General features: G+C 59.6%; 8 protein-coding genes. 2 read left to right on the top strand and 6 right to left on the bottom strand.

What is annotated here, in order from left to right; all coding sequences use genetic code 11:
* Nucleotides 1-86: 86 nt before the first annotated feature.
* A complete protein-coding gene (locus tag HU718_RS08300; RefSeq protein WP_186612733.1) occupies nt 87-1,211 on the bottom strand; it encodes a GNAT family N-acetyltransferase in 1,125 nt (374 codons plus the stop codon).
* Nucleotides 1,212-1,494: 283 nt separating this feature from the next.
* Between HU718_RS08300 and HU718_RS08295 the strand changes: the two genes are divergently transcribed.
* The gene (locus HU718_RS08295) at nt 1,495-2,817 is read left to right on the top strand and encodes a putative porin (protein ID WP_186612731.1); all 1,323 of its coding nucleotides are present in this window, start codon (nt 1,495-1,497) and stop codon (nt 2,815-2,817) included.
* A gap of 271 nt (nt 2,818-3,088) precedes the next feature.
* Here HU718_RS08295 and HU718_RS08290 read toward each other — a convergent pair whose 3' ends face one another.
* The 5 genes from HU718_RS08290 to aceK all read right to left on the bottom strand — a co-directional run bounded on the left by HU718_RS08290 (nt 3,089) and on the right by aceK (nt 11,431).
* Nucleotides 3,089-3,328 carry an anti-sigma factor family protein gene (locus HU718_RS08290; protein ID WP_110720049.1) on the bottom strand — a complete coding sequence of 80 codons (240 nt, stop codon included), beginning with the start codon at nt 3,326-3,328 and terminating at the stop codon, nt 3,089-3,091.
* The gene (locus HU718_RS08285; protein WP_102900295.1) at nt 3,322-3,933 is read right to left on the bottom strand and encodes an RNA polymerase sigma factor; all 612 of its coding nucleotides are present in this window, start codon (nt 3,931-3,933) and stop codon (nt 3,322-3,324) included. The genes HU718_RS08290 and HU718_RS08285 overlap by 7 nt, the downstream gene beginning before the upstream one ends.
* Nucleotides 3,934-4,070: 137 nt before the next feature.
* Entirely contained in the window at nt 4,071-5,192 is a 1,122-nt protein-coding gene (locus tag HU718_RS08280; RefSeq protein ID WP_186612729.1) for a beta-ketoacyl-ACP synthase III, read from the bottom strand.
* A gap of 328 nt (nt 5,193-5,520) precedes the next feature.
* Entirely contained in the window at nt 5,521-9,432 is a 3,912-nt protein-coding gene (gene hrpA, locus HU718_RS08275; protein WP_186612727.1) for an ATP-dependent RNA helicase HrpA, read from the bottom strand.
* 277 nt (nt 9,433-9,709) lie between these two features.
* On the bottom strand, nt 9,710-11,431 hold the full coding sequence (aceK, locus tag HU718_RS08270) for a bifunctional isocitrate dehydrogenase kinase/phosphatase (protein ID WP_186612724.1): 1,722 nt from the start codon (nt 11,429-11,431) through the stop codon (nt 9,710-9,712).
* 398 nt (nt 11,432-11,829) lie between these two features.
* Here aceK and HU718_RS08265 point away from each other — a divergent pair, with 398 nt between their 5' ends.
* Nucleotides 11,830-13,455, top strand: a complete 1,626-nt coding sequence (locus HU718_RS08265; protein WP_150708182.1) for a methyl-accepting chemotaxis protein — start codon at nt 11,830-11,832, stop codon at nt 13,453-13,455.
* Nucleotides 13,456-13,520: the final 65 nt, after the last annotated feature.

Genomic DNA, 13,520 nt, shown 5'->3' with positions numbered 1-13,520 from the left:
CGAGCCTGCTCGCGAAGACGTTGTGTCAGTAACGTATATGTCGACTGACACGACGCCTTCGCGAGCAGGCTCGCTCCCACAGGGATCTATGCCTGGCGGTAGGGCAACGCTGTTTTTGCTTCTTCGGCGTAGGCGAGAATGCCGGCGCGTTCCTGTTGCAGGAAGTCTTTTACCGCCGCTTTCAACCCCGGATGCCGCAGGTAATGCCAAGAGTGGGTGATCACCGGTTCAAACCCGCGAATCAGCTTGTGCTCGCCCTGAGCGCCAGCATCGAAACGCTGATAACCCTGCGCGATCGCATAATCCATCCCCTGATAAAAACAGGTTTCAAAGTGCAGCCGATCAAACTCGGCCAGACACCCCCAGTAGCGCCCGTAGAAACTGTCGCCACCGACCAGACTGAAGGCCATCGCCACCGGCCGTGAGCCCTGTTTTGCCAGCACCACGCGGATTGCCTCGGGCATGCGCTCGGCCAGCAGACTGAAAAACTCCCGCGTCAGATACGGCGTCTGGCGCCGCACCGCGTAGGTGTTGGCGTAACAGGCGTAGACAAAATCCCACCGCGCCTCGTCCAGCTCCCGCCCCTCCAGCCATTCAAACTCAAAGCCCTGCCCCGCCACCTGCTCGCGTTCCTTGCGCATCTGCTTGCGCTTGCGCGAACTGAGCACATCGAGGAAGTCCTGGAAGTCGCGATACCCGCGATTCTGCCAGTGATACTGACAGCCAATGCGTTGCAGCCAGCCCGGCTGTTCGGCCATCGCAGCATCGGTGAAAGCGTCGGTGAAATTGATGTGCGCGCTGGAAAGCCCTTCGATCTCCAGATAGCCCGGCAGGCTCTTGAGCAGTTCGAAACCGTCTTCGACATTGGCCGCCAACAAGCGCGGGCCGCTCACCGGACTGAATGGCACAGCCGTCAAAAGCTTCGGGTAGTAATCGATGCCGGCGCGGGCGCAGGCGTCGGCCCAGCCGTGATCGAACACGTACTCGCCGTAGGAATGCCACTTGCGATAACTGGGTAACGCGGCGATCAGACGATCGCCCTCGACGTGCAGCAAATGCTCCGGTTGCCAGCCGGTGTGGGGGCCAACGCTACCGCTGTCTTCCAGCGCACTGAGAAAGGCATGGCGCAGAAATGGCTGGCTTTCAGGCACCAGCGCATCCCAGCTTGCCGGGGCAATTTCCGACAGGTTTTGCAGGCGTTGCAACGGCATCAACAAGCTCTCCACAACAGGACTTCAGCGCCCGGCGAGTATCGCCGATTGCGCGGCATTGCACACCCGCAATCGGCCGACAGCGCTCTAGATCAATAGTTCAGGGCGAATCGATATCGTCATCAACCTGCCATCACTGTGCCACTGCTCTGTCATAAACCATCGCGATACTGGCGCCTGTTTTTAGAGCGCCGGGTTCTACCCGGACACTGTTTTCCGACGCTCGAATCGTCGGTTGTGCCCCGGATGGCTGTGCCATCCCCTCTCATCTTCGGAGATTGCTATGCGTCTTGCTTCCACGAAAACTGCGGCGGCCCTGTGCGGTGGCTTGTTGCTGGCCATGAGTATTCCGGCCAGTGCTGCAGTCGACGCCAAACTGCTCGACATGCTCAAGGCTAACGGTTCCATTTCCCAGGCGCAGTACATCGAACTGCAAACTGAACTGGCCAAGGATCAGAAGGCTCAGCAAATCGCGCAGCAGGCGCAGCAAGAGACCAACGAACAAGTCGCTGCTGTTGCGAAGAAAACCAACGAACAAAGCGTCTTCGACCAGAAACTGGCCTGGGCGGCCAAGACCCAGTTCAAGGGTGATGTGCGTATCCGCCAGGAAACCATCAAGATCGACGGCGAGCCGAACAACGGCGGCCGCGACAAGGATCGTCAGCGCATCCGTGCCCGTCTGGGTGCCTACACCGAGATCAACCCGCAGGTTGACACCGGCATCCGCATTGCCACCGGCGGCGGCGATGACGCCCGTTCGACCAACCAGGACCAGGACAACTACTTCGACAAGAAGCAGATCTGGCTCGACCTGGGTTACATCGACTACCACCCGGATCAGATCAAGAACCTGCACATCATCGGCGGCAAGATGCTTCAGCCGTGGGTCAGCATGGGCGACGTGATCTGGGATAGCGACATCAACCCGGAAGGTCTGGCCGTTACCTACAAATACCCGTTGGGCAGCAGCGCCGAACTGTTCGGCAGCCTGGGTAACTACAACCTCAAGGACAACGTTGACGGCGATGGCGTGCAATTCCGTCACGACCTGCGTCTGACCGCTGGCCAGTTGGGTAGCCGCTTCAACATCAGCGACAACCTGAAAGTCACCTTGGGCGGCAGCGTCTACGCCTACCAGAACGACGAAGACAGCCGCTGCACCGGTACTTCCACACCGTGCGCGCTGGCGGTCAACGGCAACTCGGCCAACAACGAATTCCGTCTGTATGAAGGGTTCAGCCAGGTCGACATCGGCGGTCTGCCGATGCCACTGTCGTTCTACGGTCAGTACGTGAAGAACAACGATGCCGTGACCGATCAGGACACCGCGTGGCTGCTCGGTGCCAAGTCGAAAGTCTTCGGTCTGAACCTCGATTACAACTATCGTGACGTGCAGCGTAATGCCGTGGTTGGCGCCTTCACCGACTCCGACTTCGCCAACGGCACCACCGGTTCCCGTGGGCACAAGTTCAAGGTCGGTTATGACATCGACAAGAACTTCGCCATTGGCGCCACGTACTTCCTGACCAAGGCCGACTTCGCCAGCCGTACCCAGCGTGACGCTGACGCCAACACCCTGCAGCTGGATGCGGAAGCCAAGTTCTAAAAACAGCAATTGCAAGCTTCGAGCCTCAAGCTGCAAGTCAAAGCATTACTTGCAGCTTGAGACTTGGCGCTTGCAGCTGACTCTCTTATAGCCCGGTGCGGGCGGGACGATCCCCATCATCCGTTCGTTTCACCCGCACTGGGTTATTTCTGCAGGATGCAAAAACCCCCTGTAGGAGCTGCCGAAGGCTCGGGCCGCGATCGGACGATCTTTTGATCTTGATCCTGAAAACAAGATCAAAAGATCGCAGCCTCGTTTCACTCGACAGCTCCTACAGGGGGTTATCTTTTCGTCGTTGCTCGGCCAGGCGTTCGGCCAGGTCATCGATGCCTTCTACCGGTTGCTCCGGCAGCGCCTTCAAGGTGGCTTGCATCAAACGCATCTGGCGAATGAAACGCCGGCAGTTCGGGCAAAACATCAGGTGATGACGCACCATCCACTTTTCCCGAAAGCTCAACTGGCCATCGAGATAATCGCTGGATCGTGCCACTTGCTCCTTGCAGGTCAACATTCTCCTGTCTCCTCAAAATGTTCTACGGTCGCGAAGACCTTCAAACGTGCCCGATGCAGCAGCACGCGGACATTGGAGAGTGAGATCTCCAGAAGATTACAGATTTCCTCCAGCTCCAGCCCCTGCCGTTCGCGCAACAGCAAAACGCTGCTTTGCAGCTCCGACAGATTCAACAAGGTGTGCTCAAGACAGTCGCGCAATTCGCTTTCGGTCAGCAGCGCTTCCGGTGTGTCCTGGTGCCAGGCGAACGGGGCGACCAGCCAATGGCCGTCACCGGGAGAAAAACGGTCGTCGTCGATCGTGCCATGGGGCGATGGCAGATCATCCATCAACACTTCGCGGCGATTCTGTTTATAGCGACTTTTCGCTGAGTTGGCGGTGATGGTCAGAAGCCAGGTCTTGAGACTGGAGCGACCTTCGAAGCTGCCGATGTGGCGCACTACGGACAGCCATGCGTCCTGCACCACTTCTTCGACATGGCGCTGCCCGACAATCGCATACGCCACCGCGCGCATGGCGCTCTGATACGTCGTCACCAGTTCCTTGAAAGCCTGTTGCTCACCGGCCAGCAGGCGCGCAAGCAGTTGGGTGTCGTTAGCCGCCATCCAAAAATTTCCTTGTGCCGATTCCGAAAATGACGACGGCAGGTCCTCACCTGCCGCCATTTCCGAAAAATTACAGCGTTTGAGCCGATTCGGATGTAGGAAAAGTCGGCGCGATTAAGAGGAAATTAAACCTCTTTTCAACGCTTGCGCAGAATGACGCTGCCGATCGAATAGCCTGCACCGAACGAACTCAAGACAGCCAGCGAACCGGCAGCCAGATCGTCCTGATATTTGTGGAAAGCAATCACCGAACCTGCGGAGCTGGTGTTGGCGTAGGTGTCGAGAATCACCGGCGCTTCTTCTTCGGTGGCCTCACGGCCCAACAGTTTGCGCACAATCAGGTGGTTCATGCTGAGGTTGGCCTGGTGCAGCCAGAAGCGCTTCACGTCGCCGACGTTGAGCTTGTTCTCTTCCAAGTGCTCGCCGATCAGCTCGGCAACCATCGGGCAGACATCCTTGAACACCTTGCGGCCTTCCTGCACGAACAGCTTGTCGCGGGCGCCGATGCCCTCTTCCGCTGCGCGGTTGAGGAAGCCGAAGTTGTTGCGGATGTTGTTGGAGAACTTGGTCAGCAGTTTGGTGCTGACCACGTCGAACTGGTGCTTGGACGTCGCGGTGTCAGCGCGTTCAATGACCACTGCAGTCGCAGCATCGCCGAAGATGAAGTGGCTGTCGCGGTCACGGAAGTTCAGGTGACCGGTGCAGACTTCCGGGTTGACCATCAGGATCGCCCGGGCCTGGCCCAGTTGCACACTGTTGGCCGCCGCCTGAATGCCGAAGGTCGCCGAGGAGCAAGCCACGTTCATGTCGAAACCGAAGCCTTGAATGCCCAGCGCTTCCTGAACTTCGATGGCGATGGCCGGGTAGGCACGTTGCAGGTTGGAGCAGGCGACGATCACGCCGTCGATGTCAGCGGCGGTTTTGCCGGCGCGTTGCAGGGCTTGCTCGGCTGCGCCGATGGCCATCTGGCAGAGCACCGACCATTCGTCGTTGGAACGCTCCGGCAAGCGCGGAGCCATACGTTGTGGATCGAGGATACCGTCCTTGTCCATGACAAAGCGGCTCTTGATGCCGGAAGCCTTTTCGATAAACGCAGCGCTGGATTCGGTCAGGGCCTGGACTTCGCCGCTGGCAATGGTCTCGGCGTTGTCGGCGTTGAACTGGGCGACGTAGGTATTGAAAGACTGCACCAGCTCTTCGTTGGAGATGCTGTTGGCCGGGGTGTACAGGCCGGTGCCGCTGATGACGACGTTATGCATGGTCGTTTCTCTAATCTGTTCAGGCAGAAAGTGCTGGAACCGTCGTACCAACACACAAAGGGTCTATTCCCATCCGGGGGACGCAAACCTGGCATCGCTTTATTCCGTCTCGCACCACGGCCGAAGGCTCTGGGTCGCGAAACCGGCGTTTATGGTCGCGAAGTTTGCCATAAACGCGGACTTTTGGCGCCTTTCTCAAGCACAACCCAAATCCCAATGTGGGAGCGAGCCTGCTCGCGAAGGGGGAGTGTCAGTCACCAGATTCTTGTTTGACACACCGCTTTCGCGAGCAGGCTCGCTCCCACAGGGGATGGCGTGCGGCTCAAGGTCAGGGTTCGACCTGGCTCCACTGTTTGTTCAGGCGTTTGTCGGAGATCGGGACCTTGGTGCCCAGTTGCTGGGCGAACAGTGAGACCCGGTATTCCTCCAGCCACCAGCGGTACAGCTCAAGTTGCGGGTCGCGTTTGCCTTCCTGCGCATGTTTCGCTGCGCGGGTCTGGTATTGCGCCCAGAGGCCGGCAAGTTCACCGCTCCAGACGCGATCCTTCTGCACCTGCGCACCGAGTTTCTCGAAACGCTGCTCGACCGCTTTCAGGTAACGCGGCAACTCCTTGAGCCACTGCATCGGCGTCTCGCGGACAAACCCCGGGTAAACCAGATTATTGATCTGCTGCTTGATGTCATTCAGCGCCACGGCTTGCGCCAGATCGATCTTGCCCTTGAAGCGTTTTTGCAGACCGTGCCAGAGCTTGAGAATCTCCAGCGTCAACCGGGCCACGCGCTCGGCGTGCTCGGTCCAGTTGCCGCGTTTGCGCTCGGCCAATGCCGCCAACCCGGCGCCATCTCGGGGCAACGGGTCTTCGCCTTCGAGAATGCAGCTGTCGAGGCTGGCCAGCAGAATGTCTTCAACCAGCGCATCAACCCGGCCCAGCTCGCGATAGAGCAGGCCCAATTCAGTCTGCCCCGGCAACTTGCCGCGCAGAAATTTGGCCGGCTCCGCAAGTTGCTGCATCAACAACCGCTGCAAGGCGCGACGATGCTGAAACTCGGCTTCGGCCGGGGTCGAGAAGCGCCCTTCCTTGACCGTGCCGCCCTCTTCGACCAGCGCCGGATACACCGTCATCGATAGCCCGGCGATCTTCTGTTGAGTCTTTTCAGCCACCGGCGCGAAGACTTTCGCCTCCACCGGTTGCTGGCTTTTCGCGCTCTGCGGCACCGCCAACGCGGCCTGACTGGCTTCGGCAAACCGCGCGGTCAATTCGGCCAGATCGCGACCTTCACCGAGGAACTTGCCCTGGCCGTCGACGATTTCCAGGTTCATCCGCAGATGCCCCTCGACGCCTTGCTCAGCTTCGGCCCACGCCTCGTCGCTGACCCGCGCGCCAGTCATGCGCAGCAGTTCGCGACCGAGCGCTTGCGGCAACGAACCCTCGGCAAAGGTCATGCGCTGCAAGGCAGCCTTGATGAAGTCCGGCACCGGCACAAAATTCTTGCGCAGCGCTTTCGGCAGGTTGCGCACAAGGGCGATGCACTTGGCCTCGATCATCCCCGGCACCAGCCACTCCAAGCGCTCCGGCGGCAGCATCGGCAACAGCGGTGCCGGCACGCGCAGGGTCACGCCGTCACGCGGGTGATTGGGCTCGAAGTGGTAGGTCAGCGCCAGTTCAAGATCGCCGATGTGCAGCGTGTCCGGGTAATCGCGCGCGGTGACTTCACTGGCCTCGCGGGCCAGCACGTCTTCTTCGCGCATGATCAATAGTTGCGGGTTCTTCTGGCTGTTGATGCGGTACCAACTGTCGAAGGTCGCGGTCTGGTGAATCTCCGCCGGCAACCGCGCATCGTAGAACGCGTACAAGGTTTCTTCGTCGGCGAGAATATCGCGACGCCGGGCCTTGGCCTCCAGTTCGTCGAGCTGTTCCAGCAGTTGCTGGTTGGCCGTCAGGCACTTGGCTCTGGACTGAATCTCGCCACGCACCAGACCTTCGCGGATAAACAGCTCACGGGAAACCACTGGATCGACCGGGCCGTAATGCACCGGGCGGCGGCCGACCACGATCAGCCCGAACAAGGTGATCTGTTCGAACGCCACGACCTGGCCGCGCTTCTTCTCCCAGTGCGGTTCGAAATGGTTTTTCTTGATCAGATGTCCGGCCAGCGGCTCGATCCAGTCGGCATCGATCTTGGCGACCATGCGCGCGTAGAGCTTGGTGGTTTCCACCAGTTCGGCGGTCATCAGCCATTGCGGACGCTTCTTGCCAATGCCCGACGACGGATGAATCCAGAAACGCCGCTGACGCGCGCCGAGGTAATCACCGTCCTCGGTTTTCTGACCGATCTGGCTGAGCAGACCGACCAGCACCGCTTTGTGCAGTTTCGGATAATCCGCCGGCTCTTTATTCAGGCTCAACTGCATGTCGCGGCAGATCAGGCTCAACTGGCGATGGGAATCGCGCCACTCGCGCAGGCGCAGATAGTTGAGGAAGTTCTTGCGGCACCAGTTGCGCAATGGGCTCGCGGTCAGCGCTTGGCGTTGCTCTTCAAAGCCACGCCACAGATTTACCAAACCGGCGAAATCCGAATCGACATCCTTCCACTGTGCGTGTGCCTGATCGGCCGCTTGCTGACGCTCCGGCGGACGCTCGCGCGGGTCTTGAATCGACATCGCACTGGCAACGATCAGCACTTCCTGCAGGCTGCCGAGCTTGGCCGCTTCAAGCAGCATGCGGCCCATGCGCGGGTCGACCGGCAGGCGCGCAAGTTGACGACCGAGCGGGGTCAGCTGACTGTTGCGATCCACCGCCGAGAGTTCTTGCAGCAGGTTGAAACCGTCGCTGATCGCCTTGCCATCCGGCGGCTCGATGAACGGGAATGCGGTGATCTCGCCGAGACGCAGATGCAGCATCTGCAAGATTACGGCGGCGAGGTTGGTGCGCAGAATCTCCGGATCGGTGAATTCCGGGCGCCCATTAAAATCTTCTTCGCTGTACAAGCGAATGCAGATACCCGGCTCGACCCGGCCGCAACGGCCCTTACGCTGGTTGGCGCTGGCCTGGGAAATCGCCTCGATCGGCAGACGCTGCACCTTGGCGCGATAGCTGTAACGGCTGATGCGCGCGGTGCCGCTGTCGATCACATAACGGATGCCCGGCACGGTCAGCGAGGTCTCGGCGACGTTGGTTGCCAGCACCACGCGACGGCCCGGGTGCGACTGGAAAATCCGCTGCTGTTCGGCCGGCGACAAGCGCGCGTACAACGGCAGAATTTCAGTGTGCTTGAGTTGCGCCTTGCGCAGCATGTCGGCGGCGTCACGAATCTCGCGCTCGCCAGGCAAGAACACCAGCACATCACCAGGGCTACGACGCTCGCTGCGTTCGTAAGCGGCGATTTCATCGAGGGTCGCGAGGATCGCCTGATCCACCGTCAGGTCATCTTCGACGCGGTTGCCCTCTTCGTCCTGCTCCAGCGTCAACGGGCGATACCAGGTGTCTACCGGGAAGGTACGACCCGAGACTTCAACAATCGGCGCATCATCGAAATGCTTGGAGAAACGCTCCAGATCGATGGTCGCCGAGGTGATGATGACTTTCAGATCCGGACGACGTGGCAGCAGGGTTTTCAGGTAACCGAGGAGGAAATCGATGTTGAGACTACGCTCGTGGGCTTCGTCGACGATGATCGTGTCGTAGCGTTCGAGGTAGCGATCATTCTGGGTTTCCGCGAGCAGGATGCCGTCGGTCATCAGTTTGATCAGGGTGTTGGAATCGCTCTGATCTTCGAAACGCACCTGATAGCCGACCAGCGCACCGAGCGGCGTGCCAAGCTCTTCGGCGACGCGGCTGGCGACGCTGCGTGCAGCGATTCGACGTGGCTGGGTGTGGCCGATCAGACCGTGCTGACCGCGACCGATTTCCAGACAGATTTTCGGCAACTGGGTGGTTTTGCCCGAGCCGGTTTCGCCGGCGATGATCAGCACTTGATGCTTTTCCAGCGCCTTCTTGATCTCGTCGCGCTTGGCGGCGATCGGCAGGCTGTCGTCGTAACGAATCACCGGCAGGCTGGCCTTGCGCGCCAGCACCTGATCACAGGACGCCTGCATGCGCGTCACCCACTGGGCCAGTTTGGCCTCGTCGGGTTTCTTGCGCAGCTCAAGCAACTGCCGCCGCAGCCGGTGACGGTCGGCGAGCATGGCGTGATCGAGGTTCTTCAGCAGTTTGTCGATGGAGGGCGATTCGTCGGTCATCGGGTAGGCAATTCGGTCGTCTATTTATGCAGGGGGCGGATTGTCGCAGATTTGGCGGATTTGTGGCGTGTCAGGGGGATTGCGGCCCTCACCCTAGCCCTCTCCCGGAGGGAGAGGGGACCGATCGAGTCAACTTTGCCAGCTTCGCCGACCTGAACGTGCATCACCGAATCCATAATCGCCTGGGTCTCTCAGGTCGGCGTTTGACGCAAGACACCTCGGTCGGCCCCCTCTCCCTCCGGGAGAGGGCTGGGGTGAGGGTGTTTTTTTAAAAGAGCTACTCGTTATCGAGGCCTTTACGCCGATAAGGAAAGACATCAATGACTTTCCCCGCCCGAATCGCCTCCTGCAAACTCTTCCAGTAATCAGCGTTGTACAACTCGCCATGCAACTGATCGAACAACTTGCGCTGCCCGGAATCGGCAAACAGGAACGGTGGAAACTCCTCGGGAAACACATCCAGCGGCCCGATCGAATACCACGGTTCAGAGGCCATTTCGTCCTCAGGCGTGCGCGGCGCAGGGATGTGGCGAAAGTTGGCTTCGGTCAGGAAACAAATTTCATCATAGTCATAAAACACCACCCGCCCATGCCGGGTGACGCCGAAGTTCTTCAACAACATGTCACCGGGAAAGATGTTCGCCGCCGCCAGTTGCTTGATCGCCAGGCCGTAATCCTCCAGCGCCTCACGCACCTGTGCATCGTTGGCGTTTTCCAGATACAGGTTGAGCGGGGTCATTCGCCGCTCGGTCCAGCAGTGACGGATCAGCACCGTCTCGCCTTCCACCGACACCGTTGATGGTGCTACCTCCAACAGCTCTGCCAGACACGCCGGATCGAACTTGCTCAACGGAAAACGGAAGTCGGCGAACTCCTGGGTATCGGCCATACGCCCTACCCGGTCGACACTTTTTACCAGCCGATACTTCTCGATCACCGTGGCGCGGTCGACGTTTTTCGACGGCGAAAAACGGTCCTTGATGATTTTGAACACGGTGTTGAAACCCGGCAGGGTGAACACGCTCATGACCATGCCACGCACACCCGGGGCCATGATGAACTGGTCATCGGTATTGGCCAGATGGTTGATCAGTGCGCGGTAGAACTCGGACTTGCCGTGCTTGTAGAAACCGATCGAGGTGTACAGCTCGGCGATGTGCTTGCCCGGCAAGATGCGCCGCAGGAAACCGATGAATTCCGCCGGCACCGGCACGTCGACCATGAAATACGAACGGGTGAACGAGAAGATGATCGACACATCGGCTTCGTCGGTAATCAGCGCGTCGATCTGAATCCCGCGCCCTTCGCGGTGCAGCAGCGGAATCACCAGCGGCCATTGCTCGTCGCGGGTGTAGATGCGTCCGACCAGGTACGCGCCCTTGTTGCGGTACAACACCGAGGAAAACAGCTCGACGCTGAGCTCAGGATCCTTGCACACCCAGTCCGGCAGATTCTCGCGCAGTTGCGCTTCGAGCCGGAGCAAGTCACCCGGCAAATCGGCGTAATCCTCGCTGAAACGGTAGTCGGCAAAAATGCTCGCGAGCATCCCCGACAGTTGTCCCTGCGGCTTGTATGTGCGGGTTTGTGCAGCGCGGGCGCGGCGCAGGCTCGGGCGCGTGGTGTGGATGAACATGCAGCCGTCGCTGATCAGGTCGTGGCTGAACAGCCCGCAGAAAATCGAGTTGTACCAGGTCTCGGACAGCTCATCGTCGAAGCGCAGGTCGATGACGCTGATGTAGGCGCTTTTCACCAACGGCCAGCAACTGACATTCATCAGCGTTTCATCGTCGAAGTACTCGCGCAGGCGGGCGATGGTTTCGCCGACCTTTTCTTCATAGAGATTGATCCGCGCCGCCGACGCCGTTTGCGTCTCCTGCCAGCGTGCCTGCTCAAAACGCTCGCGGGCGCCGTCGGTGATCCGCCGGAAATGCTCGCGATAATCGTCGAAGCCATCGAGGATCATGCGGGCGATGTCGGTGGCTGGCCATTGCTGCGGCATAGATAAGACCTCGGCGTGCGTTTGGAAATCTGTGCCTGAGCTTAGCTACGGATGTGCGCACAGGTGAAGTGCAATTTCTGCCAAATCTGCGCCGGGGTTGTACGCCAACGCCGTTTCTGCAAAGTTTTTTTAATCGACCGTTCGGTCAGTTAAGCGCCTGAGCGGTGCGGCCTCTCTTCCTGCGCCAGCCCGCGAATTCTCTGGGCTTCGCATCCAATAGCGAATACACGCGTCTAGGCCGTGGCTTTGCTGCAAATTCACGCACCCTCGGAGACGACGCCAGATTGGTCTTACCAAAATAATGGCACTTTGATATACAGCCCGCCATTACCCGCCTCATAACAAGATCCTCGCTGACGAGGACGACCTCCCCCCCTCAAAGATCAAGGAGCACACTGATGTCTATCCGGAATCTGCGCATAGGTTTGCGCGCCAGTTTGAGCTTTGCCGTTTTGGCCAGTCTGCTGGTGGTGGTCGGCCTGTTCGGTCTGGGCCAAATGAAAACCCTGCGCGAAAGTGCGGCAGTGATCGAAGAATCGTGGATGCCCAGCATCGAGAGCATTCATGACGCGGCGGCGAATATCGCCAGCATCCGCCTCGAATCCTTGCGTCTGATCGCAGTCACCCAACCCGCGGTGCGCGACAGAAGCAAAGGCATTCTCAAGGCGCAACGCGATGAGTTGCTCAAGCGCCTCAACGATCACAAAGCCTTGATCGCCAGTGATCAGGAACAAGCGATGCTCGACGGCTTGAACGCGGCCGTCGGCAAATACCTGAGCATTCTCGATCAGATTGTCAGCCAGATTGACGCGGGGCAGAACGAGCAGGCTGCCACGCGTTTGAGCAATGAACTGGCACCGCAGGGCACTGTGCTCGACAAGACGCTAGAGCAGATGATCACCCTCAACCAACAAGGTGCGGATGCCGCAGCCGAAGCCGCTGCGGCGATGTATCAGCAGGCTCTGTGGATCGTCGCGTCGATCATCGTGGTCGCCCTGCTTGCCACCTTGCTATTGGCCTGGTTGCTGACCCGCAGCATCACCACGCCGATCAATCAGGCACTGGATGTGGCACGACGCATTGCCGCCGGCGACCTCAGCGGCCAGATCGTCAGCACCGGTAAAGATGAGGCTGCGCATCTGCTGGATGCGTTGGCCGAGATGCAGGGCAATCTGCGCTCGACCATTCGCGGTATCAGCGAGTCGGCGCAGCAATTGGCTTCCGCGGCCGAGGAAATGAGTTCGGTGATGGAGCAAAGCACCCGCGGCCTGCAACAGCAGAACGATCAGATCGAACAAGCCGCCACCGCGGTCACCGAGATGAGCACGGCTGTGGACGAAGTCGCTGCCAACGCGGTGTCCAGCGCCGAGGCATCTGCTGCGTCGAACGAGGACAGCAAGCACGGCCATGTACAGGTCAGCGAAACCATCAGTTCGATTCAGGAGCTGGTCGATGCAGTACTCGGTGCTTCTGAACAAGCCGAGGGCCTGGCCACTCAGGCGCAGGACATCAGCAAAGTGCTGGAGGTGATTCGCGGGATTGCCGGGCAGACCAATCTGTTGGCGCTCAATGCGGCGATCGAAGCGGCACGCGCCGGTGAAGCCGGGCGCGGTTTTGCCGTGGTCGCCGATGAAGTGCGTTCGCTCGCACAACGCACGCAGAATTCCACCGAAGAAATCGAGCTGATGATCAGCAGCATCCAGCAAGGCACCGGGGCAACTGTTGGCGCGTTGCAGAGCAGTGCCGAGCAGGCTGGCCAGACGTTGCGCCGAGCCAACAGCGCGGGCCAGGCGCTGGAGAAAATCACCGCGTCGATCTCGCAGATCAACCAACGCAATCTGGTGATCGCCAGCGCGGCCGAGCAACAGGCTTTGGTGGCGCGTGAGGTCGATCAGAATCTGGTGACCATCCGTGACCTCTCGACCCAAACCGCCGCAGGGGCGACGCAGACCTCGGCCGCGAGTCAGGAATTGTCGCGTCTGGCGGTCGATCTCAACGGCCTGGTCACACGCTTTGTGATCTGAGCAAAAAGTTGAATGCCCGAATAGCGGTTGCCATCGTCAGGGCGCTCGGCAACACTCTCGTCCCG

Source organism: Pseudomonas tensinigenes (assembly GCF_014268445.2).
GTDB classification, from domain to species: Bacteria; Pseudomonadota; Gammaproteobacteria; order Pseudomonadales; family Pseudomonadaceae; genus Aquipseudomonas; species Aquipseudomonas tensinigenes.
This window is presented reverse-complemented; position numbering and strand designations above follow the sequence as displayed.

Bases quoted from the DNA above. Each gene is read 5' to 3' on its own strand.
- HU718_RS08300 (WP_186612733.1), bottom strand. From the start codon at position 1,211: ATGCCGTTGCAACGCCTGCAAAACCTGTCGGAAATTGCCCCGGCAAGC.
- hrpA (WP_186612727.1), bottom strand. From the start codon at position 9,432: ATGACCGACGAATCGCCCTCCATCGACAAACTGCTGAAGAACCTCGAT.
- HU718_RS08295 (WP_186612731.1), top strand. From the start codon at position 1,495: ATGCGTCTTGCTTCCACGAAAACTGCGGCGGCCCTGTGCGGTGGCTTG.
- HU718_RS08280 (WP_186612729.1), bottom strand. From the start codon at position 5,192: ATGCATAACGTCGTCATCAGCGGCACCGGCCTGTACACCCCGGCCAAC.
- aceK (WP_186612724.1), bottom strand. From the start codon at position 11,431: ATGCCGCAGCAATGGCCAGCCACCGACATCGCCCGCATGATCCTCGAT.
- HU718_RS08265 (WP_150708182.1), top strand. From the start codon at position 11,830: ATGTCTATCCGGAATCTGCGCATAGGTTTGCGCGCCAGTTTGAGCTTT.
- HU718_RS08290 (WP_110720049.1), bottom strand. From the start codon at position 3,328: ATGTTGACCTGCAAGGAGCAAGTGGCACGATCCAGCGATTATCTCGAT.
- HU718_RS08285 (WP_102900295.1), bottom strand. From the start codon at position 3,933: ATGGCGGCTAACGACACCCAACTGCTTGCGCGCCTGCTGGCCGGTGAG.